This window comes from Agrobacterium sp. 22117 (assembly GCF_052045735.1).
Taxonomy (GTDB): Bacteria; Pseudomonadota; Alphaproteobacteria; order Rhizobiales; family Rhizobiaceae; genus Agrobacterium; species Agrobacterium cavarae.
Genome location: NZ_JBQEPP010000004.1, coordinates 534,300 through 561,289, shown reverse-complemented (window position 1 = coordinate 561,289; position 26,990 = coordinate 534,300). Strand labels below are relative to the sequence as shown.

Sequence of the window (26,990 nt, the reverse complement as noted above, 5' to 3'; positions counted from 1 at the left end):
ATCAAGCTTCCAGCCAGCGCACCTGCTCAGGCGTGAGCTTGATATCGAGCGCCGACAGGCTGTCTTCCAGCTCAGCAATGGTGCGCGGGCCGATCAGCGGAATGACGGGGAAGGGCTGCGCGATCACATAGGCGAGCGCGATGTGGATCGGGTGACGGCCAAGCTTCTTGGCAAGCTCGATTGCCCGGTCGCGGCGCTCGAAATTGCGCTCGGAGTACCAGACGCGCACGATCTCCTCATCGTCCCGCTTGTCGCGGCCGGCCCTGTCGGTGAAGAAGCCTCGGCCCTGGCTGGACCAAGCAAAGTTTGGGATCTGGCGCTCTTTAGCCCATTCTTTCCAAGGCTCGTCGGCGGCTGCGACACATCCCGCCCAGATCGGGTCCAGCATTTCGGCCAGCGAGAAATTGTTGGAAAGCGCGCCCGGCGCGGTCTTGCCGGTCTTTTCAGCATAGGCGATTGCCTCGTCCATGCGCTGGCGCGTCCAGTTCGAACCGCCAAAAATGCCGCGAATGCGCCCGCGTTGTACTTCGGCATCCATCGCATCGACGAACTCACCGACGGGCACATCGGTATTGTCGCGGTGCATGAAATAGATATCGACATAATCCGTCTTCAGCCGGTTCAAAGACTGGTCGAGCTGCTTGGCAATCATATCGGGATAGCAAAGCGGCGAATGCGCGCCTTTGCCGATCAGCACGATGTCTTCGCGCGGTACGTTGCGGCTGGTGTGCCAGTCGCCAAAAATCGCTTCCGTCTTGCCGCCGCCATAGACGAAGGCGGTGTCGAAGAGATTACCGCCTGCCTCATAGAAGCTGTCGAGGGTGAGCGATGCGGAAGCAAAGTTCGGGAAGAACTCAAAACCGAGCGCCACGACCGATGCGGGCTTGGCGACGCCCGGAATCTGACGCTTAGGTACGGAATTGCCCGGCGCAACCTTGCCGCCTGCAATGTTGAGAACGCGCTTGGACGCACTCTCCACGCCATATTCCAGTCCAACCGACGCGCGCCACTGATCCATGACCCGCAGATTTCCGAGCGTGTCGGCCCAGCTCATGCCGGGATAGGCGAATTCCTGGGACTGGTTGCGAATGGCCTCACCTGCAGCGTCCACCTCGAAGGAGTAGAGATAACGATCTTCGGCAACCTCAATGGTCTGGCGGTCCTTGCCCTTGATCACATCGATCTTCCCGACACCCCCCTTATGGCCGGAGGCGAACCAGAAGTCCTGCACTTCAATGCGGCCTTCCGACCCGATGATGCGCAGCACATTGTCCTGGTTCGCCATGATCGAGCAGGACACTTCAGCGATGATCTCGTTCGGAAACTTCAGCACCGCCGAGGCCCATTCATCGACCCCCGACTGCCCGAGATGTGCGACGCCGGACACTTTGGTGGGCTCCAGAAACGGCTGACCGGACACGGCACCGGCAATCAGCCGCGCCATAGACACAGGATAGCCACCGACATCGAGAATGCCGCCGCCAGCACTCTCATTGGCAAACAGGCGGTGATCGGCGCGGAAGCTGCCCATGCTGAAGCCGAAGCTGGAGCGGATGATCCTCACCTCGCCAATCGCGCCGCCCTTGACCAGCTCGACGATCCTGGCGGTCTGTGGATGCAGACGGTACATATAGGCTTCACCGGCAAAAACGCCTGCCTTCTTCGCCTCGTGGAAAATAGCCTCGGCATCATAGGCGGAAAGCGCAATCGGCTTTTCCACCAGCACATGCTTGCCGGCACGGATCGCCTTGATCGCCCATTCGGCGTGGCCGGTGTGCGGGGTTGCGATATAGACTGCATCGATCTCTGCATCGGACAGCAGCGCATCGTAGCCATTGACGATGCGGGCACCGGGGAAGCCATCGCTCAGGCCCGGCCGATCCGGATTGCGCGTTGCGATCGCCACGAGCTTGCCGGTCGTCGAATGGGCAACGCTCTCCGCAAAGGTCTTTGCGATGGTGCCGGGTCCGATAATGCCCCAGCGGATAGGTTGAAGGTCGGGCATGATATTCCTCGTCTGCTTTGGATGTGAATTTGGTTTAGCGCAGGCGCGTGCCGTCGCTATCGAACAGGAAGGCCTTGTTGGCCGGAACGGAAATCATGAGCCGGTCGAGCTTGCCGACATGGCGGGACTCGGGGCGCTCGATGATCAACGGCAACTCTTCCGCCAGATGTGCATAGACGTAGCTGGTATTGCCAAGATGTTCGGCGACATCGACGGCAACCGTCAAATCTGCAGCCTTGCCGGCATCCTCGAAATGCTCCGGGCGAATACCGAGCGTGATGGGCGCGCCGATCCCAGGCCGCCCTGCTACCGGCAAGGTCAGTGAGAAGGTCGGCGCGTGGTCCAGGGTGATCGTCACGCCCTCGGCGGTCTCGTGAGCGACCTTGCCCGGCAGAAAGTTCATTTTCGGCGATCCGACGAAGCCTGCGACGAAGCGATTTTCGGGATCGTCATAGAGATCGAGCGGCGCGCCGACCTGCTCGATCTTGCCGCCGCGCAGCACCACGATCTTGTCGGCAAGCGTCATGGCTTCCGTCTGGTCGTGGGTGACGTAGATCATCGTCGTGCCGAGCTGCTTGTGCAGTTTGGAGATTTCCACCCGCATCTGGACACGCAGTTCCGCATCGAGATTGGAGAGCGGCTCGTCGAAGAGAAACACCTGCGGTTCGCGCACGATGGCACGTCCAATGGCAACACGCTGCCGCTGACCGCCGGAGAGCTGCTTTGGCCTGCGTTGCATCAACTCGTTGATCTGCAGGATTTCGGCGGCACGCTGAACGCGCGCTTCCGTATCCGCCTTGGGATTGCCATTCATGCGAAGACCGAAGGACAGATTTTCTTCAACCGTCATATGCGGATAGAGCGCATAGGACTGGAAGACCATGGCAATACCGCGATCGGCTGGCTCGGCATCATTGACGACTTTGCCGCCGATCTCGATCTTGCCATCCGAGATATCCTCCAAGCCGGCGATCATGCGAAGCAGGGTCGATTTACCGCAGCCGGAGGGGCCGACGAAAACGACAAATTCGCCATCTAAGATTTCCAGGTTCGCGCCGTGGATAACCTCGAGCGAACCATAGCGTTTGACGACGTTTTTAAGTGAAAGTCCCGCCATGCGGCTCCTCCCGGATTACTTGACGGCGCCGGCTGAAATGCCGGCGATGAAGTGGCGCTGCAACACCACGAAGATGACGAGAATGGGCGCGGTCAGCAGCACCGCTCCGGCCATGATCCCGCCCCACGAGACCTTGGTGAGACCGATCAGCGTGCCTAGTGCCACAGGTGCCGTCATCATCCCTGGACGGGAGTTGATGAGCAGCGGCCAGAGATAGTTGTTCCACGAGGCGAGAAACAGGATGATCGAAAGAGCGGCCATGGTGGGGCGCGCCAGCGGCAGCGCTATGCGCAGAAAGATTTGCCACTCTTTCACCCCTTCCACACGCGCGGCGTCGAACAGCTCACCCGGCATCATGGAAAAGGACTGGCGCATGAAGAGCACGCCGAGCGAGTTGAACAGAGGCGGGACGATCAGCGCCACCCATGTATTCCCGAGCTTGAACTCTCGGGCCACCATGATGAATTGCGGAATGACGACGACCGCATAGGGCAAGGTGATAGTGCCGATGATAATCGCAACCACCACCGAACGTCCGGCGAAGCGATAGCGTGCCAAGGCCCATCCTGCCATCGACGTCAGCATGACGGAGAGGACCGTGTAGATCACCGCCACCGTGATCGAGATGAACATCGCGCGCAGAAAATCGGTATCGGCCTGCAGGTTCTGGAAGTTCTCGATAAAATGCGTCGACGGGATCAGCTCGATATTTGGACTGAAGATGCCGTAATCCGGCATGGTCGAGAAGACGAACATCATCCACAGCGGGAAAAGCCAGATCAGCGCAAGTGGCGTGAGGGCCGCGTGCAACGCGATTTTCTGCCAGAGAAGCGATCTTGATTTCGATCTCATTTCTGCTCCCTCCCGACCCAGAGATTGAAGAGCGATATGACGATGGCAAGGGCTGCAATCGTGTAGGCAATCGCCGAGGCATAGCCGAAGTTGAGCGAGGTGAAGCCCTGGCGGTAAAGGAAGATGCCGAGCGTCTCCGTGCCACCACCCGGGCCGCCACGATTGGTGATGAGGAACGGTTCGGTGAAGAGCTGCATCGTGCCGATAACCGAAAGCACCATGCAGAAGATGATGATGGGTTTCAGAAGCGGCAGCGTGATGTGGAAAAACTGCTGGCGTTTGCTGACCCGGTCCAGCCGCGCCGCCTCATAGACGTCGCCGGGGATGGATTGCAGTCCGGCCAGGATGATAATGGCGTTGTAGCCTGCCCAGCGCCACGTAACGGCAATGATGATCAGCGCCATGGCAGCGGTCGCATTGTCGAACCAGGAGATGGGCGAGAGACCAACATTCACGAGCATCTTGTTGATGATGCCGAAATCGGCACTGAACATCAGACGGAAGACGGCGGCGTAAGCGACCTCACCCACGACGACCGGAGCGAAAAAGGCAAAGCGATAAAGCGGCCGTGCTTTCAGAAGCGGCGAGTTCAGCAGCACGGCCATGATGGTGGCCAGTGCGATCATGATCGGCACCTGGATGACGAGAATGATTAGCGTGTTGTAGAGCGCATTGTAAAAGGCCGGATCGCCGATCAGGCGTCCCCAATTCATCGTCGGCGCGAAACGCCATGGATTGACGCGCGTGTTTTGGAACGACAGCAGAAACGAGTTGATGATCGGCCAGAGCCAGAATGTCGTGAAGGTCAAGAGATAGGGCGCAAGAAACGCATAGGCGACCCTGGTTCTGATGGGCATCTTCACCTCCCGAACGATAATTTGCATGAGGGCTGAGCCTATCCGGGCGCCCCGTGCAAGGGGCGCCCGGCTCTGGTTCAGCTTGGGAGATCACTGTGTAGCGGGAAGACCCGTTGCGGATTCGATCTGCTTGGCGGCATCATCGAGTGCCGTCTTGGCGTCCGGGTAGCCGCCTGCCAGATATTTCGTCTGGACGGCGCGGTAGATGCCCTCCGCATCCGACTGGTAGGCCGTGCCTCTGCTTGGCTTGATCTTCGGCAGGGTCGCCAGAATATCCGTCCACACGGCCTGGCCGCCCCAATAGGGCTGCGGCTCCTTGACGAAGGGATCGTTGACGGCAGACAGAAGCGACGGAACGAGACCGAACGACTTCAGCATCATGACCTGGCCTTCATTCGTCGTCAGCGCGTAATCCACGAACTTCCAGGCCGCTTCCTTGTTCTGCGAAACGGAGCTGATGGCGAGCGACGAGCCGCCAAGGTTTGCCGCACGTGGACCATCTGCCGTCAGGCTCGGCATCGGATAGACGCCCCACTTGCCGGACAAGTCCGGAGAGCCGGAGCGGATCGAGCCTTCATACCAGCCGCCATACATCTGGCTTGCGACCTTGCCGGCGGTATTGGCCTGGATCTTTTCATCCCAGATCGCCGCGGTGATGATGCCCGCATCCTTCATCTGTTTCAGCTTTTCAAGCGTCGCAACGCAGGCTGGCTGATTGATGGTGATGGACTGGCCATCTGTCGAAAAGTAACCGCAGCCCTGTTCGTTGGAGATCATGCGAAACCATTCGCTGTCGCCGTTGAAGTCGGCCTGCGTCATGACTACGCCGGGATTGGCCTCCATGACCTTCCTGCCAGCGGCAATGAAATCGTCCCAGGTCTTGATGGTGGCCGGATCGACGCCGGCCTTCTCGTAGAAGTCGCGGCGGTAGAAAACCGCCACCGGACCGGAATCCCACGGAACGGCGTAGGCAACGCCATCAACTTCCAGTTCGGTACGCTTGAATTCGGGGAAAAGCGCCTGCTTTTCAGCCGTGTAGCCAAGTGCCTTTACATCGGTGAAACAATCCGGGAAACGGCTCCAGAAGACTTCCGCCTCAAAGTTTTCAACGGTTACGATATCCGGCAAGCCTTCGCCACCGGCGGCGCAGGCGGCAAGCGCCTTGTCATAAACCTGGTTGTTGCCAAGATCCTGGACATCCACCTTGATGTCCGGATTGGCCTTGTTGAAGCCTTCCAAAGTGGATTTCAACGCCGATGCGGCGACGTTCCAGCTCCAGATCGTGATGGTGGTTTGGGCAGACGCGGGTGCAGCCGCAAGCAGGGCAAGCGATACCGCCACGCCCGTGATTTTAAAGCACATTGAAAACCTCCCTTTTTCAATTGCCGTTCTTAAGCGAACATGTGCAGAGTAGCGGGGTGGCGAAATCTGTCTCGTAAAATGGGAACGTGAATTTGTCGAAAAGTAAGATCGAGGAAAAAGCCGTCTATCAGCCGGGTGCAAGCAGCATCGAGGGTTGGCCCACGACGCTCCAGTTTTTCTACGCCCACCCACCCGTCATGCTGATGCCCCACTGGCACGCGCAGGTGGAAGTGAATTACGTCATGTCCGGCAGCGTTCACTATCGCATGGGCGACCACACGTTCCGTATGAGCGCGGGGCAGATGTGCCTCTTCTGGGGCGGACAACCGCATCAGATGGACGAATCCTCTGACGATTCCTTTTACGCCGGCGCACATCTGCCGCTCTTCCACTTCTTCCGCATGCGTCTTCCACCCGCCGTCTCCGCCATGTTGATGGGCGGTGCGACCATGCTGACGGAGGTGACGGGGAAGGCAGATGATGAAAACTTCGCCCGATGGCGGGATTATGCGAAGTCGGGTGACACCGCCAAGGCCGAGAATGCTGTCCAGGAACTGATCCTGCGTGTCGAGCGCATGTTCATGGAGCCTTACAATGTCATTTCCCCAGCCTCCTCGGCCTCAAAGACGACCAGTCAGGACAATGCCGCATCCGTTGCGGTGGCACGGATGTGCGATTTCATCGCCGCCAATTTTCTGGAAGATATTGACGCGACGGATATCGCCCGGGTGGCGAACCTGCACCCAAAATACGCGATGAACGTCTTTCGCAAGTCGACCGGCATGACGCTGATGAAGTATCTGACACTTCTCCGGCTCTCCCGCGCCCAGGCCATGCTCGTCAACGGTAAGGACAATATTCTCAGCATCGCGATGGAAAGCGGCTTCGGTTCGGTGAGTGCTTTTAACAAGGCCTTCCGCCAGATTGCCGGCATTCCGCCATCGGGGTTTCGCCGCGGCTCCAGTGGCTACTTCCAATGAGTTGCGAGACATCGCCATTGCAGGCCTGAGACAATCTGACAAAGGCATATTCGTTAATCGCAATTTAACTATTGCAAGCGCGGCAAAGATCACTATTTTCCCTGCTGCGCTGCAACATTCATCTCTCCTTTGCAGCGCAGTCGCATGCAATTCAACGCGACGGCATTCGCCGCCGGCACATTCAGTGTCCATTCTTCTAGGGAGATTTATTCATGACGATTTCCGTCTCGACACCTTTTACAGGACATGAAACCAGCGCCCCTTTTGCAGGCAAAATCGCCTCGGCGCGTAACGCTGCAGGTTATACGGTCGATCAGTTGGCCCTGACCTGCGGGCTGACCTCACAGGAAATTCTGGCTCTCGAAACGGGCGCAGACAGTGATCCCTCGCGACTGAGACGCGTTGCGAACGCTCTTCAGCTTCCGTTGACCGCCGTTCTCTAAAACGATCCTTCAAGATCGAAAAAGGGCGCCTGCCGGCGGATGCCGCATGCAGGCGCCCTTTTTTATATCCAATATTTCTTATCCTCCCCGCCCTTCCATTTTCCGTTATGATGCACCAAATGCCCTGCATTGAAGTGGGAGCGCTGCCGCCTCTTCAATCACGCAAAGGCGGAGAGGCGAGCACATGGCTCTTGTGGAAACCGTAAACATTCCAAACCCTGTCGAAGAGAACGCGCTGTGGCCACATCAGCGAAGCGATGTGCTCGACTGGCTGGTGACTGGGACGAGCGATAGCCGCTACATCGACAATATTTTCGTCGAGATGTGCGGGCGACTGAGAAGCCAGGGCATCTCGATTGCGCGGGCATCGATGAATTTTCTCGTACAACATCCGCAATGGCGCGGCGCGCGCATCTTGTGGAACCGGGGCGAGAAGGAAGCGGAGTTTGCGACCTATGCCTATGGTAGCGAAACCACGGCAGAATATCTCAACAGCCCGCTCTATGACATTCACAAGGGGGCGGACGAGGTCCGGCAGGCGCTTTATCTGCCAGGCCCGATCGATCCGGACTACCAGATCTATCGGGATTTGCGCGAAGAAGGCCTGACGGAATATGTCGCCTGGCCGCTTGAGCACACATTCGGCAAACGCCACGTGGTCACCTTTGCCAGCGATCGTGCGAACGGATTTCTCGAATCCGAGATCGAGCAGTTGAAAAGCCTGGTGCCTGCCATCTCTCTCGTCTCGGAAATACGGCTGAAGAACCGCATGGCCCGCACATTGCTGGAAACCTATGTCGGCCCGCATGCCAGCCAGGAAATTCTGGAGGGCGCGACGCGAAGGGGCAGCGGTAATACGGTGAGCGCGGTGATCATGATCTGCGACCTGCGCGACTTTACGCGCATCTCCGACCTTTGGCCGCGTGACGATGTGATCGAATTGCTGAACGGCTATTTCGATGCGCTGGCGGAGCCGATCGAGAAGCACGGCGGCGAAATTTTGAAGTTTATGGGTGACGGTCTGCTGGCCATCTTTCCGTTGAACAATGCCGATGCAGGACCGAACCTCATCGCCGCCATTCGCGAGGCGCAGACTGCGCTTGAGGAATTGAACACCAGCAATATCGACAAGGGCCACGAGCCGTTCGGCTATGGTATCGGCGTTCATGTCGGCGATGTCATGTATGGCAATATCGGCTCCAAGAGCCGGCTCGATTTCACGGTCATCGGCCCGGCGGTCAATATTGCCTCGCGCCTGGAAACCCTGACCAAAACGGTTCGCAGGCAGGTTCTGCTCTCCGAAGATTTCGTCGCGATGATCGACAACAAGAGCGAATTCGACAGCATCGGGCCACAACTGCTGCGTGGCCTTGAGCATCCGGTGGGGGTCTACGCCTTGAAGAGCCCGCCGCACGAGGCGCCGCAGACCTGAGATGAGCGACGAGCCGACCGAGACCGCTCCCACGAGCCGCATGCTGACATGGGCCAGGAACTCCACGATCTACCGTCTGGAAAGGCGAATGATGACGGAGCGGCAGCTTTTCGATGCCATTTCCCGCAAGGCCAAAGAGAAATTCGACGACATCTCCGCAGAGCAGATCCGCGCTTTGGCCGACTCCGCGGTGCGGTTTGCCTATGAGATCAAGGCGCTGGACGATAATGCCTTTGCCGAAATCACCACCCGCTCCGCGGTGCGCAGCGGAAAATCCAAGCGGGCGATCGCCCAGAAGCTCAATCAGAAAGGCGTCAGCAAGGACATTGTAGAACACGCTCTCGAAGCGAGCGACGATCTTTACGCAGCCGTCGTGCTGGCACGTAAGAGAAGGTTTGGTCCGTTCCGCCGCGAAGACGAGGTGGACGAGAAGCGGATGAACAAGGAAATCTCGGCTTTTGCCAGAGGCGGTTACAGCTTCGAGTTGGCAAGCCGCGTCTATTCCATGGCTCTCGATGAGGCGGAAGACATTCTCGCCTCGCGTTGATGTCGGGCTCAGGGAGCCGGCTTTGTCTTGAGATAGGCGATGATGTTGTCGATCTCCGTTTCACTCCAGAGGCCGAAGAAACGCATCGCGGTGCCCGGCACCTTCTTCTTCGGGCTTGAGAGAAACTCCCGTAACGCCTCTTCATTCCAGACAAGACCGCCTGCCCCCGCATCCTTCATGGCCTGCGAGTAATGCGGATAGTCGGCAACGGAACCCGCCTGCCTTCCCACAACGCCCATCAGGTGTGGTCCGAGACGCGTCCGGGGCGTATCGACGTTGTGACAGTTTGAGCATTTGCCAAAAGCGCGTTCACCCGCCGCCGGATCGCCATCGGCATAAGCCCCCGTCGTAGAAAGCAACACGAGCGAAACGGCAAGCGACAAGATTGGCTTCATGGGATTTCTCTGGTCCGGTAACGAAAACGCCCTCCCCGCTATATAGCGACGAGGGCGATTGTTGCTCATGCGGCATTTTGACGTGGCCGCGATGATGCCGATCAGCCGTTAGCTGGCGTCAGGGTCACGGATGTGCCGGTCGCAGCAAGGTTCAGACCAACCTGGCCGGTGACGCTGACAGTCTGCAGCTGGATCGAGCCAGCAGTACCGCCGACCAGGATGTTTGCACCGACGCCGACGCCAACTGTCGCCTCAGCCGTTGCGCCCTGGTAGAGGCCGGACAGCGAACCGCGGTGATAACCAGCCGTCGGAGCGAACACTGCCCAGACCAGTTTGCCCTGCGTGGTAAAGCCGAGATCTACACCCATCTTGCGGATGACGCCCGTGTAGCTGTCGGTGCGGCGCGCGCCAACGGTGGACTTGAACGTGCATTCCAGTTCCTTGGCCGAACCGATCACGTAGCCAACACCGCCGCCAACGTCGCAGGTCAGATAGCCGATCTTAACGCCATTACGGTCATCGCTGTCCTGGTAGGTTTCGCGGTACGGCGCCAGATCGGCTGCGACTGCGCTGATCGGACCGCTCAATCCAAGTGTCATGGCAGCAAAAGTAACGGCAAAAGTCTTTTTCATCTGTTTTCTCCTGTTTTATTCTGTGACCCAACAGCCCTGAAGTCTTTGTCGGACATTCAATTGCGCACACCCAAAATGGTTCCAACGATTTGATCCAAAGCCCTCAAGCAGGTGGAGAATCTCGTCCATCGCCCCAGCACCGATAATGGACTAGAAGTCCAATTGGGCGGGATGATGGCACCCAGATACCGCGTCTAAAGGCAAGCTTCAGTTGTCTCCATCGTGTCGACTGGGGAGTTGGACGTGGTCTTCGCAAAGCATCGCGCCCAGCGTCACGGAGCGGGCGCATCCCTGCACCTTCGAAGGAGTGCAGCGAGCTAGCCAGCAGCCGACATCTGGAGAAGATCCGTATTGATCGTCGCTTTCAGCGGCAGGTGATCGGAGGCAACACGCGCCAGCGCGCTGTCATGGGCTTCAACCTTCTCGATCATACCTTCGCGATTGGAGATGATGCGATCAAGCGCGAGAACGGGAAGTCCGGAGGGAAAACTCGGCACCGCGGGCGGCAAGGTCCCAAAGGCCTCGCGGAAGGTATTGAGCGATGAGCCATTGCCCAGCCGCCACTCGTTCAAATCGCCCATCAACACGGTTGGCTGCGCTTCCCGCTTGTTCAGCAACTCCACCAGGGCCTTGGCCTGCTGAGCGCGGGAATGCCGCAGCAGGCCGAAATGCGCAGCGATGATGCGGAGCGTTCCCGCGAGCTTCAGGTCCAACTCCACCACAAGTGCACCGCGCGGCTCTAACCCAGGCAGTTTGACCGTGTGAACATCGCGGACCGCGCCTTCGCGGAACAGCACCACATTGCCGTGCCAGCCATGCGCCTTGCTGGTGCCTGCCACCTGCACCGGCGTCAGCCCGCACTCACGTTCAAGCCGCCCGAGATCCAGCAGGCCCGTCCGCTCGCCAAATCGACTATCGGCCTCCTGGAGCGCGACGACGTCGGCTCGCAACTCGTGAATAACCCTGCAAATGCGATCGGGGTCAAACTTGCCGTCGCGACCGATGCATTTGTGCACATTGTAGGAGGCGACGACCGGAGAGGTCTCCTTGATCGAGACCTCGTCTATACAGCGCCGGTTCTTGCGGTTGCGCAGCGACGAAATGAAAACTGCAGGGAGACTATCGTTTTTCGGTCGCATCGTTTTCCTGTCGTAAGCGCCGTGCGTCTTTGGGACGCACAAGGGACGCACTGTTCCTTCAATCGACGCATGGTCGCGTCATGGGTTCAACCCGATGCCGATGTCAAAGGTAAGGCGAGGCCAACCACAATATCCGTTCTGTCAGACGAACGAGGAACGGCCTTGCCCTCAACTCTTCCAGCTTCACCGGCGTTGCATTCTCGAGTGCCAGACCTATTCGCTCCGACACCGTGTTCGCAAAGCCTTCATCCAGAACTTCCATATCCACCTCAAAGTTCAATCGAAGTGATCGAGGATCGAGATTTGACGAGCCGACATAGGACCAGCGATCATCGATCACCAGAAGCTTGGAGTGATTGAATTGGCCGGTGGCGCGCCATATGCGGCAGTAACTCCTCAGCAACTGATCGAACTGTGCCGTCATGGCACGATCGACCAGCATCAGGTTGTTGGTCGCCGGAACGATGATGTCGACCGCGACGCCTCGACGCGCGGCCGTCGTTAGGGCGGAAATCAGTTCGCGATCCGGCAGGAAATAGGGCGACATGATGCGGATCGAGGACCGGGCGATGGAGAACGCACCCATCAGCATCTTATGGCTCGTCTCGATGCTGTTATCCGGTCCGGAAGCAACCGCGCGCATCAGGATCGGCTGACCGGGAACGCCGTCGGGAATGGTGATATCCCACACAGGTCCGTCCAGACGCTCGCCGCTTGCAAAGCGCCAGTCCTCGGCTGCGACCGTGAAAAGATCGGCGACGATCGGCCCCTGGACCTTGAAATGCGTGTCGTGCGACTGTTTGTCTCCATGGAACTCGCGGGTGAAGCCTTCGCGAATATTCATGCCGCCGGTAAAGGCGATCTTGCCATCGACGATGAGGATCTTGCGGTGCGTACGCAGATTGGCATAGGGCAGCCGCAGCCCCATGATCACATTGCCATTGAAGACCGCGGATTTGATCTCTTCCAGCCGCAGTTTGGAGAGGATGCTTGGTACTGAGTATCGCGCGCCGACAGCGTCGACGAGCACACGAACCTCGACACCCCGTTCTTTGGCGCGGGCGAGTGCCGCGACGACGCGAAGCCCGATCCGGTCGTGATCAAGAATATAGGTTTCCAGGATGATCGACCGGCGCGCATGACCGATGGCGTCAAGCATGGCCGCATAGGCCTCGTCTCCATCGGACAGGGTCTCGATGGTGTTGCCTGTGGTCAGCGCCGCACGCGTCACTCGGTCACCCACGGTCTTCATCGCCACAAAGCGTCGGCCGAAACGCTCGACGACCAGGGCGTTGTCCGCGTCGAACCGCGCCACCCGGTCCATGATCGTGCCATGCATCAAAGACCGCTGTTGCCCAAGGTTGCTGCGCCTGATGCGGTTGATGCCGGCAATGGCATAGAGCAACGCGCCGATGATGGGAGACAGCACGATCACGCCGACCCAACCCAGCGCTGAGCGCACTTCCTGTTTGGTCATTGTGGCATGGACCGCAGCCACGGTCCCCATGACAAGCGAGAGCAGTGCGAGAACGTGGGGCCAGTAGGCTTCGAACAATGCGATCATGACCTGAATATAGCGATCAAGAGCAAAGCCGCAACGACCTGAATCACGAGAGAAAACAACTGACTTGTAATCAAATTCAATTTACCTTACGAGCATTAGACATCATGCAAATCGGTATGACGCCCATGCGTTTGAGACACATCGCTCTTCTTGCCTGCGCCGGTCTAATGCTTGCGGGCTGTAACGAAACGCTTGAAACCGTCGAGCGTGACGTGTCTCATGTCAAAAACAAGGTCGATTATCCCCTCGCCCCCACCATCCTTGCCGAGATGGACAAGAAGAACATGGATCGCAATGCGCCGATCATGATTCGCATCTTGAAGGAAGAAGGCAAGCTGGAAGTCTGGAAGGCGCGACGCGACAACCGGTTCGAGGTGATTGCGTCCTACGATATCTGCGCCTGGTCCGGCAAACTCGGACCGAAGGTCAAAGAGGGGGACAGGCAGGCGCCAGAAGGGTTCTACAACCTTTCTCCCGGCCACATGAATCCCTATTCGAACTACTATCTTTCGATCAATACCGGCTTCCCGAACCGCTACGATCAGGCGAACGGCCGCAACGGCACGAACCTGATGATCCATGGTGCTTGCTCGTCATCGGGCTGCTATTCCATGACCGACGCGCAGATGCTGGAAATCTACGCTTTCGCGCGCGACGCCTTCAAGGGTGGCCAGAAGACGATCCAGCTTCAGGCGCTGCCATTCCGCATGACCGCGGAAAATATGGCACGCCACCACAAAAGCGAGAATTACGAATTCTGGAAGATGCTGAAGGTCGGCTACGATCATTTCGAAGTCACCAAGCGTCCGCCCGAGGTGAATGTCTGCGAGAAGAAATACGTCTTCAATCAGCAGGCGCAGGGTGGGCAGTTCAACGCTGCTGCAACCTGCCCCGCCATGAGCACGCCGCCGGCACTCGCCAGCACAATGGTCAGCTACAACAAGACCTACGACCTTGCCTATGACAAGGCGATGAAGAAGTTCGACGGTATGGTCTGGTATGATCCGACCGAGGCCGAGCGCAAGGTTCTGGTGGCAGAAAAGCGCAAAGGTCGCGAACCGGCTTACGCGCCCACCGGCTCGGCGCTGAAAGCCGGCAAGCTGATGAAGGAAACCGAATTCGCCGCACTGATGGAAAAGAAGGCGGCAAAGGGGATTTCCGCAACCGGGGCTACTGCCATTGCCTCGGCATCTGGTTCAACACCGCGCACGACCGCTCCGGCATCGCAGCCAACGCCATCCCAGCCTGCGGTCGCTGCCCGCCCGACATCCGTCATGCTCGCAGCCGCGGCACAGGTTCAGACGCAGCCAGCACCAGCGGCAGCAGCGCAGGCCATCCCCGTTCCCGCCGTCAACCCGCTCGCATTTAGCGCAACGGCACAGGAAGAACCGGCAAAGAAACCGTTCTGGAAGTTCTGGGCCAAGGAGTGACCTTGGCAACCGACGCCGTCTTCGATCTGAAGGGGCTGAAATGCCCCCTTCCGGTTTTGCGCAGTCGCAAGAAGCTTTCCGCTATGCTCCCTAATGAAGACCTGGTTGTCGAGACGACCGACCCTCTGGCGGTTATCGATATTCCCCATATGTGCCGGGAAGATGGTCATATTCTTCTCGAGACAATCAAGACCGTGGACGGCCACCGGTTTCGCATTCGCCGCGGTTGAGCGCGTAAGCCGCTCTTAAAGTAAGGTCTACGCAAAACTGCGCAGCGGTTTGCAATACCGACATGCGAAAAAAACAAAAGCTTGAAGCGTCGGAAGCGAATCTGAAGGATCGCGACACGTTTTAAGCCGTTCCACGATCCAATAGAGGTATCCTGGAACCAACATTCGCGCTTTCGTGTTTCCCACCCGAGTTCATGAGGGGAAAATGACGGAAAACGGCGCAAGTCCCAATACATCAAAAAGACAAATCTGGTCGGCGTCATTTGGCAGCTCACCGATCATTGGCACCGCCATCCACGACGGTCATCTCCTGCGCGATGATCTCCTCGATACGATGGCGCTTTCCGATGCAGAACGGCTTTATGAGGAAGATCCTTATACCGGTGAGATGATCAGCGGCCTGACAAACAGGATCATAGGGCAGCGATCGCGCTTCGAGATCGACCTCAATCGTGCAAGGGACGCCGCGATCTATCTCACGCCGGACCAGTCCTGGGGACTGGAGGTCTGGCGCACGCGTCCATCCGACGCCGCCATTGACGCGTCACTCGCCGTTCATGACGACTATTACGCGATGCTGTCGGCCTTTCTCGATCGGATCGAAAGGTCACATGGTCGCTTTATCCTTTTGGACGTTCACAGCTACAATCACCGCCGCCAAGGCGCCGATGGGCCTGTCACTGCGCAGGAAAACGCGCCCGACATTAATATCGGCACCATCTCCATGGATCGCAGCCGCTGGGCCTTTGCGGTGGACGCCGTGATGGAGCACTTCGCCTCGGCTGAGATCGGTGGCCGCAAGCTGGACGTTCGTGAAAATGTTGCATTTCAGGGACGCGGCGAACAAACGCGCTTCGTTCATGAGACCTATCCGGACACCGGATGCGCCATTGCCATCGAGTTCAAGAAGATCTTCATGGACGAGTGGACCGGAGAACCGGACACACGGGTCATCGCCGATATTCGCCGCACGATGATCGCGTTGGAAGCGGTGCTCGAACGGTTGCTGCGAGAGCGCCGATGAGCAGTGTCTCCCCGATCATGCAGGCAAAAGAAGAGCCGCTGCTGTCGCAAATCTCAACTGCTTTGTCTGAGGGACAGGCAATCCGCAAGGATGTCGGCAAGGATGGTCGTCTTCATATCGACAGGCCGCTTCCGTTCCTGTGCCTGCACTTGACTTACGGAACGAAGAATCTTGCAGCGCGCGACATTGCCTCTGCCAATGCATCCTACCTCATCGCCTCGAGCTTGAGCGAAGCCGCCCCGATCATCCAGGCGATCGGCAATGAAATGGTCAAGCGCTTCGGCGCCTTCGTCGTCCTCGATATCGGTGAATTGGAGCACGATATCCTGCTGGCTGACGACTCCCCCTTCCTGCCGCATTACGAGGTCGCCGTTTCCGCGACCACGGAACCCGAGACGCAGAATGCCCGAAAAGCCTTCATCAAGGCGATTTGCGATGCCGAGGTCCGGTTCCGCACCCCGCGCATCACGCGGCCGGAACCCGCACAGGACCCGATCTTGCGGCTGAGAGAGGCTGGTATTTCTTTCCCCTGCATCAGCGTTCGCTTCGCGCCCATCTATCGTCAGCCGGAATCAGGTACCGACTATCCCGGTCTTCGCGAAACGATGATTGCCGATCTCTTCGATGCAGGGCTTCGCGCTTTCTCAGCCTTCGCGACAGAAACGAACACACTGAACATCACCACTCATCGGGCGCTCGGGCGAAAAGCGTTTGTCGATGCGGTGCGCCGTGCCGATCGCTCGGTTGATGAAATCGCTCAATCCTTCGATTTCCTCCTGTCGGTCACACCGATCAATGCGCGTCAGGCCTTCGAGGAATTCAAGCAAAGCGATTTCGAGTATGCGCCGCATTTCCTCTATCGCCCGCTGGGCGTCGACGTGGAAGAGCAGAAGCGCAAGCTCTATTCGGTCGCCTTCGACCATCTGGAAGACCCGGTCCTCTATCATCTTTACCGCGAGAAGCAGCAGGAGATCGACCTGCAGCTGACGATGCTCGCCCACTTGCACAAGCGACAATATACCGATTTTGGCCGTGCGCTTTACAATTCGGTCGAGCCGGAACTGCTGACGCTCGCGCTCGATGTTCTCGCGCGGTGTAAGATGCCTGCCAATGAAGACGATATCCCGATGGTCGGCTGCTACGAAGTTGCGCAAAAGGCCCGCGAGATGGTCGACGCCTATCATCAGGAGGAGGCGAGCTTCAAGGCGCGCGTCGAAATCCGTGATGACCTTCCGCCGGGCCTGATGGTGACTGGCGAAAAGCTGCTGATTTCCCGCCATACAGTCATGGAACAGCGCCGCCTCGACGCCTTGCTGCATCACGAGATCGGCGTTCACCTGCTCACCTACTTCAACGGTTCGGCTCAGGGTCTACGCCTCTTTCGCAGCGGTCTTTCCGGCTATGAGGGTGTGCAGGAAGGCTTAGCCGTGCTGGCCGAACATCTTTCGGGCGGCATGACACGCCAGCGCCTTCGCCTCGTCGCCGGACGCGTCGTCGCCTGTGCTGCCATGCTCGATGGGGCAAGTTTCGTCGAGACCTATCGACTGGTCACGGATGAGCATCATTTTGATCAGGCGAATGCCTTCAACATGGTGCTGCGCGTCTATCGCGGCGGCGGGCTGCCGAAGGACGCCATCTATCTTCGTGGGCTGAGCGAAATCCTCCACCATCTTCGTAAAGGCGGCGCTCTTGATCCCTTCTGGATGGGCAAGATTTCGGCGGCCCATTTCCCCATCATGCAGGAGCTTTCGCTCCGCGGCCTGTTGCGGCCGCCCGGCATCCGGCCGGCCTTTCTCTCGCTGACACGCGCCAACGAACGGCTCGAAAAAATACGATCAGGACTTTCCATCGCCGAAATGGCCACGCTTTAAGGAGGGGACCATGCGCCTAGCGTTTTTTGTCAATTCAATCGAAGGCGAACATCCAAGCTACGCCACAGGGCTTCTGGCCATGGCCGCCCTCAATCGCGGCCACGAGGTCATCTATCTGACGCCTGGGGACTTTACCTTGCGCCCGGATGACACGCTTGTCGTCCATGCGCTCGTCATGCCGAAGCAGAAATACAAGAAGGTGGAGGCTTTCCACGCGGCCCTGCAGGAACGGCAATTGCAGCGCGAGACGATCGATATCGAAGAGATCGACGCGTTGATGCTGCGCAACGACCCGTCGCTCGATCAGACCGCACGGCCATGGGCCGTCCACTCCGGCATTCTCTTCGGGCGACTGGCGGAGCAGCGAGGTGTGATTGTTCTTAACGATCCGGAAGGTCTGGCGCTGGCTCAGAACAAACTCTACTTCCAAAGCTTCCCTGAGATCGTTCGTCCAACGACGCTGATTTCGCGCAACGTTGAGGAAATTCGCGCTTTCGCTGATGCCCACCCCAAGGGCGTCATCGTCAAACCCTTGCAGGGTTCCGGCGGCAAGAACGTTTTCAAGATCGGCTCTTCCAAGGAAACCAACCTGAATCAGATATTCGAGGCGGTTAGTATCGAAGGCTATCTCATTGCCCAAGCCTATCTGCCCGCTGCGAAAAGCGGCGATATCCGCTTCTTCATGATGAATGGCAAGCCCTTGATGCGTGACGGGGCCTATGCCGCACTTCGTCGTGTTCCGGCCAAGGGCGATCTTCGTTCGAACATCCACGCCTCCGGCACGGCGGAAGCGGTCGAGGTCAATGACGATGTGCTCGCGCTTGCGGAAATGATGCGGCCGAAGCTGGTTGAGGACGGCATGTTCCTCGTCGGCCTCGATATCGTCGGCGACAAGATCCTGGAGGTGAATGTCTTTTCCCCTGGCGGCCTCGGCCATATCCGCGAACTCACCAATGTGGATTTCACCGATACAGTCATCGAGGCAGTGGAGAAGAAAGTCTCCATGCAGGCGGCCTCAGCCGGCATGTTGAGCAACCGGATACTGGCGACGCTGTAATGCGACTTGCGGCACCATCATTCGGGAAAATCCGTTTGACCGAATCCAGTGCCTTGCCTAACTGTTCCGGCATCATCCCTCTTGCCGGAACGATCCTTGCCATGAAACCGGGCCAACTCGCCGCCTATCTCTTTCTTGCCGTGGCGTGGGGCTTTTCCTTCATGCTCGTGCTTCATACCGTCGGCGCTTTTGGCTGGGTGGGGGCCGTCTCGCTCAGATGCTTCATCGCCAGCATCACGCTCTATCTCGTCGCCAAGGCAATCGGTCGTCACCTGGATTTCTCCGCCGGATGGCGCGCCTTCGCGATGGTGGGGGCAACAACCGTTGCCGGCCAGCTGATTGGCCTCTCTTACGCCACGCCACTGATCGGTACGGCAATGGCTGCCATTCTCGTCGCCAGCATCCCGCTGTTTTCCATGCTGATCGGCCAGTTCTGGGGCTTGGAGAAGATATCCGCGCAGTCGCTCCTTGGTATTGCTTTCGGTATTCTCGGCATCGTTATTCTGGTGGGCTTCCCTGCTGTTCCGGTCACGCAAGCATTCGTGCTCGGCTGCATTTCCTGCATGCTCGGCTGCCTCTGCGCCGCCTTCGGCAGCAATTATGCCAGCCGCTACCTGAAAGGCACCGGCTCTTGGGAAATCACCATCGGCTCGTTCTTCGCCGGTGGCGTCGTTACTTTGCCCCTGTTTGCCGTGGTGCCGATCACCACCATGCCGTCTCTCCTCGATATCGGCTACCTCTTCGCCCTCGCCATATTGATGAGCGCGCTGACCTACATCACCTATTTCCGGCTGGTCGCCACGATCGGCGCGACCAAGACGATCAGCGTGGAATTCGTGGTGACCGTCATTGCCGTCTTCATCGGCGCATTTTTGCTGGATGAGCCGCTATCGGTAGCGCAATTCGTCGGGGCCGGTATCATCATCATCGGTTGCGCCCTGGTGCTCGGCGTTCTTCCTCCCCGCAAACGCGCGCCCGTCGTTCCAGATTTATGATCATATGCGAATATTTCGTTTTAGACGGCCCTCAACATCCGTCCGATTTCGATGTATGATCAGGACGTTGTGATAAATGCGAGCGCCCGAGGATTTGTCGCCGGTCCCATTTGCCTGAAACCAATTAAAGTACTGAAGCTGCTTTGGCTTTTATGGTAATCCTACATCCAGCAATGGTATAGAAAAGCATGGCAAGCGACCCAAACAATCCGGATTTCAGCGAAAATCGATTCGCCATGGTGAAGACCTCCGCTGACCTGGAGCGACCTGAAGCCGATAGCAGTATCCGCGTCGGTCGCGAGGGTCGTGAGTTTTGCATCTATCCCGCCCAGCTCGGTTATGACCTTCAGGAAGAACTCGATTTCCTGTCCAATCGCGTTATGGAGCCGAACGTCTTTTTTACCGGGCGACTGCTCGCACCCGCCATGCCGCGCATCGATGACCGTTCCGTTCGCTTCGCTCTGATGCGGGATGAAAATGGCACGCGCAGCCGCATGCGGTTTCTCATGCCTTTTACCGTCGAGAAGCCCGGCTTCTCCGTCGGCCCTTCCATCTTGCGGGCCTGGGCCAATCCGTTTGGTCCGCTAGGAACGCCGCTTGTCGACATCGAGGGCGCAGGCGAAACGATCGACAATCTCATCGATGCTCTGATGCAGGCGGAACTGAGACTGCCCAAGGTGCTCGTCCTTCCGCTGGTTCGGCTGAATGGCCCCTTCGTGCGAATGATCCGGACGATCGCCATGACGCGCAACCTTCCGGTTGCGACCGCCGAACGTGACAGACGACCGCTTCTGGAAAACGGTCCGGATGCCGACAGCTTTCTCCACAGCCGGCTTTCGTCCAATGAGCGGGCGCTTCTGAAGGCGAAATGGTCTGATCTTGAAGCAATGGGAGAGGTCACCTATGACGTCGCCCGTCAGGCGCGTGACGTGCGCATGCGGATGGAAGAATTTCTGGCGCTCGAGGCGCATGGCGCGAGTAACCGCAAACGCAATGCGCTCGTTACCGATCGCTACCGCACCGCCTTCGCCCGCGAAGCCATCAACAACCTGGCAGAAATCGACTCCGCGCGTATTCATACGCTGAACTTGAACGGTGAAGCGATCGCTTCCGTCGTCACCCTCATGGCCATGGGCGAGGCCTATATCTGGAAGGCGGCGTTCAACGCGCGCTACGCCAACTATATGCCGGAGCGGCTTCTTTCCCATCGGCTGACCGAATGGCAGCTTGACGATGCCAACATCATTCGGACCGACAGCTGCGTTCCAGACGAAGAACTGCCCGTGAACCAATTGTGGGGCACCGATGCGGAGATGGGAACGCTGGTCATCGGCCTTTCGGAAAATAGCGACCGTGACGTGCGTCAGGTAGCAGCCCAGGTGCATATGTACCGAAATACCCGCAATCTGGCCAAGGCACTGCGCGAGCGCATCATGTCGCTTGGACGCAAGGCATAGACTTGTTCGATCGTAGCGGTTGTTAATTCATAGATTGCTTTCTAACCTGTACATTCAGCCGCATTCAGATGCGACCGGATGGAGAGATGAACGTTTTTGTCTTTGCAGAAGTGGCGCCCGGAAGGGCGCGGCCACCGGCGCAGGACATAACGCAACAGGGAGACAGGCATGACGGAGGAAAAGTCGGTGATGGATTGGGAGAAACTGGCAGAGAAAGAACTCAAGCGGTCTCCCGACACATTGACCTGGCAGACCCCCGAGGGCATTGCCGTCAAGCCGCTCTACACTGCGCAAGACCTGGAGAAGGTCTCCCACCTCGATAGCTTGCCGGGTTTCAAGCCCTTCGTCCGTGGCCCACGGGCGACGATGTATGCAGGCCGCCCCTGGACGATCCGCCAATATGCCGGCTTCTCAACCGCTGAAGAATCGAACGCGTTCTACAAACGCAATCTGGCCGCCGGTCAAAAAGGCCTTTCCGTCGCCTTCGATCTAGCCACCCACCGCGGCTATGACAGCGACCACGAGCGCGTTGTCGGCGATGTCGGCAAGGCGGGTGTCGCGATCGATTCCGTCGAGGACATGAACATCCTGTTTGACGGCATTCCCTTGAAGGATATGTCGGTCTCCATGACGATGAATGGCGCAGTGATCCCGATTCTTGCCTCCTTCATCGTCGCCGGTGAGGAACAGGGATGCGCACGCGCCGAGCTTTCCGGCACCATACAGAACGACATTCTCAAAGAATTCATGGTGCGTAACACCTATATCTACCCGCCGGAACCCTCGATGCGGATCATTGCCGACATCATCGAATATACGGCGCGTGAAATGCCGCGCTTCAATTCCATCTCCATCTCCGGTTATCACATGCAGGAGGCCGGTGCGACGCTGGTACAGGAACTGGCCTTCACATTGGCCGACGGTCGCGAATATGTGCGGGCCGCTCTGAAGAAGGGACTGAACGTCGACGATTTCGCTGGCCGCCTCTCCTTCTTCTTCGCCATCGGCATGAACTTCTTCATGGAAGCAGCAAAGCTTCGCGCTGCCCGCCTGCTCTGGTCGCGGATCATGGAGGAGTTCAAACCGCAAAAGGCATCCTCGATGATGCTGCGCACCCACTGCCAGACCTCCGGAGTGTCGCTTCAGGAGCAGGACCCGTTCAACAACGTCATACGCACGGCCTATGAGGCGCTCTCCGCCGTGCTTGGCGGCACGCAATCGCTTCACACCAATGCACTCGATGAGGCGATGGCGCTGCCGACCGATTTTTCCGCGCGCATTGCCCGCAACACCCAGCTCATTCTCCAGCACGAAACGGGTGTCACCAAGGTCGTCGATCCGCTCGCAGGCTCCTACTATGTCGAGAGCCTGACGAACGAGCTTGCGGAAAAAGCCTGGTCGCTCATCGAAGAGGTGGAGCAACTGGGTGGCATGACCAAGGCTGTCGATGACGGCTTGCCCAAGCGGCTGATCGAAGAGGCTGCAACAAAGCGCCAGGCCGCCGTCGACCGCGGTGAAGAGATCATCGTCGGCGTCAACAAGTTCCGTCTGGAAAATGAAGAACCGCTCGACATTCTGGATATCGACAACTCCGCGGTTCGGGCGTCCCAGATCAAGCGGTTGGAAACCGTGCGACGCCAGCGCAACCCGAGGGATGTCGAAAACACCTTGGCAACGCTTTCGGACGTCGCACGCACGGGACAAGGAAATCTGCTCGAAGCGGCTGTCGAAGCAGCGCGTGCAAGGGCGACCGTCGGCGAAATTTCCGACGCCATGCGTGCAATCTTCGGAGATCATTTAGCAGTCCCGGAAGTCGTCCACGATGTGTACGGCGCCGCCTATGAGGACGATCCGGAATTTGCCACCTTGCGCAACCGGATCGGCGAACTGTCGAACAGCGTAGGTGGCAAGCCGCGGATGATGGTCGCCAAGCTCGGCCAGGACGGGCACGACCGCGGCGCGAAGATCATCGCATCCGCCTTCGGCGATATCGGCTTTGATGTGCTCGCAGGGCCGCTCTTCCAGACGCCAGAGGAAGCGGCCGAGCTCGCGGTCAACAACAAGGTGCATGTGGTTGGCATGTCATCGCTCGCTGCGGGCCACAAAACGCTTGCGCCGCAGCTTGTCGAAGCTTTGAAGGCCAAGGGCGCAGAGAACATCATCGTCATCGTCGGCGGCGTCATTCCGCGTCAGGACTACGAGTTTCTGCTGAACCATGGTGTGGCTGCGGTCTTCGGCCCCGGCACCAACGTATTGGAAGCCGCCCGTGCGGTTATCGACCTGATGCAGGGTCGTTTGCGTAACGCGTGACTGCGACACACCAACCCTAATATCAAACCAAGTGTTGGGACGATGCTGTAGAGATGCTCTCGGCACCTCAACAAAAAAGCGATGGATTTTCACCCATCGCTTATTCTTTTTCTCAATGTGAAAGGGCGGCCTTACTCGGCAGCCTTCTCCAATTCGGAAGGCTGTTCGCCTTCTGCCTCTTCGGCGCCTGCCGTACGGCGTGGGCGGCGAGGACGCGGGCTGGTGCTGCGTGTGCGGCGCGGTGCGCGCTCGCCTGCACCGGCTTCAGCCTGGGCTTCCTCTTCAACGGCCACTTCCTTTGGCGTGCCTTCGATCACGGGCTGCGGTGCAGAGCTTGCATCGTAAACCGGTGCGATGACAACGGGTGATGCGGCAACGGCTTCTGCGCCCTCTTCGGCCTGCGCTTCGCGCGGCTGACGTTCAGGGCGATTTGGACGTTCGCGGCGATCGCGACGTTCACCACGGTCCGGACGATCTTGCCGTTCCTGACGCTCTGGCCGCTCTTGGCGCTCCTGACGTTCGGGCTGGTCCTGACGCTGCGCGCGCTGTTCGTTCTGCTCATGCGCGACGGGCAGCACAACGACGACGTCGTCATTGTCATTGCCGTCCATATCGTCGCCGTCACGGTCATTGCCGTACTCGCCGCGATCGTCGCGCTGGAAGCGTTCCTGCATCTGCGCCTGGGCGGATGCGATGATACGATTATAATGTTCAGCGTGCTGCAGGTAGTTTTCCGCCATGACGCGGTCGCCGGAGCTTTGAGCATCACGTGCGAGCGCGGCGTACTTTTCCGCAATATGCTGGGCAGTGCCGCGAATCTTCACATCGGGGCCGGAACTATCATAGGTTCTGGTCAGCGGATTTCCACCTTTACGGTTGAAATTGTTATTGTTTCCGCCGCCATTATTATTGTTGTTGTTGTTATTACGCCCCCGGCCGCGCTTGTTTTGCTGTCCTGGCCTCATCAATTGCTCACCTGAATTCTGTTGTGCTGACAATTATCGTTTTTCGATGCGATCCGGCAAGGAATTAGCCCTCTCCTGAACCGCGACCATTACGCGTCCTGCTCTCACAAGAGACAAGACTTCGCGTTTGCCGACCTGATGCGCATATGCTGCATCTAGCCGCTTGCGAACAAAGTTTCCTGAATCACATGCCGGAAATGCCCAGCCTTTCAGAGTTCTCCAAGAGAACCCGCTTCGGGACTGATCCAAACCCTGACGAATCTTATTTCGCCCTCAGCCACCCGGCATGTGGCCGCAAACTAGCCCGCTTCCTGCGGAAATCCAAGCCTTTTCTTTTGCTTTGCAAAATATCCTTGAACAAAACACCCGCAGCTGTTTTTTGACCTATCTGCGGAATATCAATACGCGATCGTTGCCGCCATAGTCTTTGACGCGGTCCACGCAATCATATCCCTGCGATGCAAATATGGTCGTTACATCTGCCATTTGATCGTAGCCTATTTCGACCCCGACCACTCCACCACTTTCGAGAAAATCCACTGCTTTTTCAGCTATAACTCTATAGGGGAGAAGGCCATCCGCACCGCCATCCAGGGCGATCAAGGGATCAAACTCGCGAACTTCGCGATCCAATGTATCGATGACATCTTTTCTAATATAAGGCGGGTTTGACAAGATTATGTCGAAGCGCCCGGAAATACGGTCGAACCAGTCGCTTTCCACCGTCTCGAACCGAGTCTCAAGCCCAAATCTTTCCGCATTGCGAAATGCAGTTGCCAGGGCATCCGTCGATACATCGCTGCCGACCCCCGTGGCTTCAGGAATAGAATGCAACAGCGACAGGCATATGGCGCCAGTGCCAATCCCCATATCGAGAATGCGCGCCTCGCCCTTTTGCGCAACCACGGCCCGCAGATGCGGCAACACCGCCTCGACCAGCACTTCGGTATCCGGCCTCGGTTCAAGCGTCCCGGCCGACATGAGAAAGTCCAGACCGTAGAATTCGCGGTGTCCCAGGATGCGGTGGACGGGCTCTCCTTTTTCCCGCCGCGCGATCAGCTCTTCTATCCGGCGTACTTCATCAGGATGAACGGGCCGAGACCCCTTCAGAACGAAATCGGTCAGAGAAAAGCCGATCACGTCGCCAATCAATATCCGCGCATCCATCGAAGGATCGGCAATGCCCGCAACAGCCAGGCGGCGCTTTGCATCGGCCACCAGAGCTAGAACGGTCGTCTCGACGCTCACTGCTGCTCGCCAAGCTGAGCCAACTGGCCCGCCTGATAATCGGCAATCAACGCATCGACCAACTCATCGATATCGCCTTCGATCATGCGATCGAGCTTGTAGAGCGTGAGGTTGATGCGGTGGTCCGTCACCCGACCCTGCGGGAAGTTGTAGGTGCGGATGCGCTCTGAGCGATCGCCCGAACCGACCTGGCTCTTACGGTCGGCGGAGCGCTCGCTGTCGGCCTTCTGCCGCTCGATATCGTAAAGCCTGGAGCGCAGAACCTGCATGGCCTTGGCGCGGTTCTGGTGTTGCGACTTTTCCGATGAGGTGACGATGAGACCGGTCGGCAGATGGGTGATGCGCACGGCAGAGTCGGTCGTGTTGACGTGCTGACCACCGGCACCGGATGCCCGCATCGTATCGATGCGGATATCTTCCGGGCGGATTTCGATGTCGATATCTTCGGCTTCCGGCAACACGGCGACGGTTGCCGCAGACGTGTGAATGCGCCCGCCCGCTTCCGTTTCCGGCACACGCTGAACACGGTGAACGCCGGATTCGAATTTCAGCTTGGAGAACACGCCGCGGCCAGTAATCGTGGCAATGATTTCCTTGAAGCCGCCCGCTTCCCCTTCGCTTGAGGACAGCACTTCCACCTTCCACCCCTTGCCGCTGGCGAAACGCTCATACATGCGGAAGAGATCGCCGGCAAAGAGCGCGGCTTCGGATCCACCCGTACCTGCGCGGATTTCAAGGATCGCGCTTCTCTCGTCCGCCGCGTCCTTCGGCAGCAAAAGGATCTGCATCTCCTTCTCCAACGCTTCGATGCGTTCGGAAAGCTCGGGCAGTTCGGCTTCGGCCAGTTCGCGCATGTCGCGATCCATCGTCTTGTCGGACAGGATCGCTTCCAGATCGGCAGCCTCAGCCTTGGCCTTCTCATATTCCCGGATGGTCTTTACCACGGGCTGCAATTCCGAATACTCGGACGCAAGCTTGACATAGACATCCGCGGCCGGGCCTGCGGACATACGCGCTTCGATCTCGCCGAAGCGGCGTTCAAGCTCACGCATTTTCTCGACGGGAAGCTTCGCCACCT

Annotated in this window: 24 protein-coding genes; 12 read left to right on the top strand and 12 right to left on the bottom strand. The window is 58.3% G+C overall.

All coding sequences use genetic code 11. The features are described 5' to 3' along the window. Position 1: 1 nt before the first annotated feature. From ACTJKV_RS14620 to ACTJKV_RS14600, 5 genes are all read right to left on the bottom strand, one after another. Positions 2-2,005, bottom strand: a complete 2,004-nt coding sequence (locus ACTJKV_RS14620; RefSeq protein WP_440598943.1) for an aldo/keto reductase — start codon at positions 2,003-2,005, stop codon at positions 2-4. A 34-nt stretch (positions 2,006-2,039) separates the two neighbouring features. Further along, on the bottom strand, positions 2,040-3,122 hold the full coding sequence (locus ACTJKV_RS14615; protein WP_440598942.1) for an ABC transporter ATP-binding protein: 1,083 nt from the start codon (positions 3,120-3,122) through the stop codon (positions 2,040-2,042). 15 nt (positions 3,123-3,137) lie between these two features. Continuing rightward, positions 3,138-3,974, bottom strand: coding sequence for a carbohydrate ABC transporter permease (locus ACTJKV_RS14610; protein WP_062424008.1), 837 nt, complete (start codon positions 3,972-3,974; stop codon positions 3,138-3,140). Continuing rightward, positions 3,971-4,831, bottom strand: coding sequence for a carbohydrate ABC transporter permease (locus ACTJKV_RS14605; RefSeq protein WP_440598941.1), 861 nt, complete (start codon positions 4,829-4,831; stop codon positions 3,971-3,973). The genes ACTJKV_RS14610 and ACTJKV_RS14605 overlap by 4 nt, the downstream gene beginning before the upstream one ends. A gap of 90 nt (positions 4,832-4,921) precedes the next feature. Continuing rightward, on the bottom strand, positions 4,922-6,193 hold the full coding sequence (locus ACTJKV_RS14600) for an ABC transporter substrate-binding protein (RefSeq protein ID WP_440598940.1): 1,272 nt from the start codon (positions 6,191-6,193) through the stop codon (positions 4,922-4,924). Between the two features lie 86 nt (positions 6,194-6,279). Here ACTJKV_RS14600 and ACTJKV_RS14595 point away from each other — a divergent pair, with 86 nt between their 5' ends. From ACTJKV_RS14595 to recX, 4 genes are all read left to right on the top strand, one after another. After that, positions 6,280-7,173, top strand: coding sequence for a helix-turn-helix domain-containing protein (locus ACTJKV_RS14595; protein ID WP_274101523.1), 894 nt, complete (start codon positions 6,280-6,282; stop codon positions 7,171-7,173). Between the two features lie 212 nt (positions 7,174-7,385). Beyond that, entirely contained in the window at positions 7,386-7,616 is a 231-nt protein-coding gene (locus tag ACTJKV_RS14590) for a helix-turn-helix domain-containing protein (protein ID WP_062444964.1), read from the top strand. A 184-nt stretch (positions 7,617-7,800) separates the two neighbouring features. Beyond that, positions 7,801-9,048 (top strand): adenylate/guanylate cyclase domain-containing protein, encoded by a 1,248-nt coding sequence (locus tag ACTJKV_RS14585; protein WP_440598939.1) that lies wholly within the window; start codon positions 7,801-7,803, stop codon positions 9,046-9,048. A 1-nt stretch (position 9,049) separates the two neighbouring features. Beyond that, complete coding sequence (gene recX, locus ACTJKV_RS14580) at positions 9,050-9,595, top strand: recombination regulator RecX (protein ID WP_313058540.1); 546 nt, start codon at positions 9,050-9,052, stop codon at positions 9,593-9,595. Between the two features lie 8 nt (positions 9,596-9,603). Here the strand turns inward: recX and ACTJKV_RS14575 are convergent, their stop codons facing one another. From ACTJKV_RS14575 to cls, 4 genes are all read right to left on the bottom strand, one after another. Next, positions 9,604-9,990, bottom strand: coding sequence for a c-type cytochrome (locus ACTJKV_RS14575; RefSeq protein ID WP_113265409.1), 387 nt, complete (start codon positions 9,988-9,990; stop codon positions 9,604-9,606). Positions 9,991-10,091: 101 nt separating this feature from the next. After that, positions 10,092-10,622 (bottom strand): DUF992 domain-containing protein, encoded by a 531-nt coding sequence (locus tag ACTJKV_RS14570; RefSeq protein ID WP_112360382.1) that lies wholly within the window; start codon positions 10,620-10,622, stop codon positions 10,092-10,094. A gap of 317 nt (positions 10,623-10,939) precedes the next feature. After that, a complete protein-coding gene (locus ACTJKV_RS14565; protein ID WP_440598938.1) occupies positions 10,940-11,761 on the bottom strand; it encodes an endonuclease/exonuclease/phosphatase family protein in 822 nt (273 codons plus the stop codon). A gap of 103 nt (positions 11,762-11,864) precedes the next feature. After that, positions 11,865-13,325, bottom strand: a complete 1,461-nt coding sequence (cls, locus tag ACTJKV_RS14560; RefSeq protein ID WP_062423999.1) for a cardiolipin synthase — start codon at positions 13,323-13,325, stop codon at positions 11,865-11,867. Positions 13,326-13,450: 125 nt separating this feature from the next. On the opposite strand from cls, the gene ACTJKV_RS14555 reads away from it, so the two are divergent. From ACTJKV_RS14555 to scpA, 8 genes are all read left to right on the top strand, one after another. Further along, entirely contained in the window at positions 13,451-14,755 is a 1,305-nt protein-coding gene (locus ACTJKV_RS14555; protein WP_440598988.1) for a L,D-transpeptidase family protein, read from the top strand. Next, entirely contained in the window at positions 14,752-14,985 is a 234-nt protein-coding gene (locus ACTJKV_RS14550) for a sulfurtransferase TusA family protein (RefSeq protein WP_062423998.1), read from the top strand. The genes ACTJKV_RS14555 and ACTJKV_RS14550 overlap by 4 nt, the downstream gene beginning before the upstream one ends. Positions 14,986-15,190: 205 nt before the next feature. Next, entirely contained in the window at positions 15,191-16,009 is an 819-nt protein-coding gene (locus ACTJKV_RS14545; protein WP_062423997.1) for an N-formylglutamate amidohydrolase, read from the top strand. A 17-nt stretch (positions 16,010-16,026) separates the two neighbouring features. Further along, entirely contained in the window at positions 16,027-17,880 is a 1,854-nt protein-coding gene (locus ACTJKV_RS14540; RefSeq protein ID WP_440598987.1) for a flavohemoglobin expression-modulating QEGLA motif protein, read from the top strand. 10 nt (positions 17,881-17,890) lie between these two features. Beyond that, positions 17,891-18,937 (top strand): glutathione synthase, encoded by a 1,047-nt coding sequence (locus ACTJKV_RS14535; RefSeq protein WP_440598937.1) that lies wholly within the window; start codon positions 17,891-17,893, stop codon positions 18,935-18,937. A gap of 101 nt (positions 18,938-19,038) precedes the next feature. Continuing rightward, complete coding sequence (locus ACTJKV_RS14530; protein WP_440598986.1) at positions 19,039-19,932, top strand: DMT family transporter; 894 nt, start codon at positions 19,039-19,041, stop codon at positions 19,930-19,932. Positions 19,933-20,120: 188 nt separating this feature from the next. Next, a complete protein-coding gene (locus tag ACTJKV_RS14525; RefSeq protein ID WP_440598936.1) occupies positions 20,121-21,389 on the top strand; it encodes a GNAT family N-acetyltransferase in 1,269 nt (422 codons plus the stop codon). Between the two features lie 168 nt (positions 21,390-21,557). Next, positions 21,558-23,699, top strand: coding sequence for a methylmalonyl-CoA mutase (scpA, locus tag ACTJKV_RS14520; protein WP_440598935.1), 2,142 nt, complete (start codon positions 21,558-21,560; stop codon positions 23,697-23,699). Between the two features lie 131 nt (positions 23,700-23,830). On the opposite strand, the gene ACTJKV_RS14515 is transcribed toward scpA, so the two are convergent. The 3 genes from ACTJKV_RS14515 to prfA all read right to left on the bottom strand — a co-directional run bounded on the left by ACTJKV_RS14515 (position 23,831) and on the right by prfA (position 26,988). Further along, positions 23,831-24,664 (bottom strand): DUF4167 domain-containing protein, encoded by an 834-nt coding sequence (locus tag ACTJKV_RS14515; protein ID WP_343106901.1) that lies wholly within the window; start codon positions 24,662-24,664, stop codon positions 23,831-23,833. 384 nt (positions 24,665-25,048) lie between these two features. Then, the gene (gene prmC / locus ACTJKV_RS14510) at positions 25,049-25,912 is read right to left on the bottom strand and encodes a peptide chain release factor N(5)-glutamine methyltransferase (protein WP_440598934.1); all 864 of its coding nucleotides are present in this window, start codon (positions 25,910-25,912) and stop codon (positions 25,049-25,051) included. Then, entirely contained in the window at positions 25,909-26,988 is a 1,080-nt protein-coding gene (prfA, locus tag ACTJKV_RS14505; RefSeq protein WP_062423990.1) for a peptide chain release factor 1, read from the bottom strand. Before prfA ends, prmC begins: the two co-directional genes overlap by 4 nt. Positions 26,989-26,990: the final 2 nt, after the last annotated feature.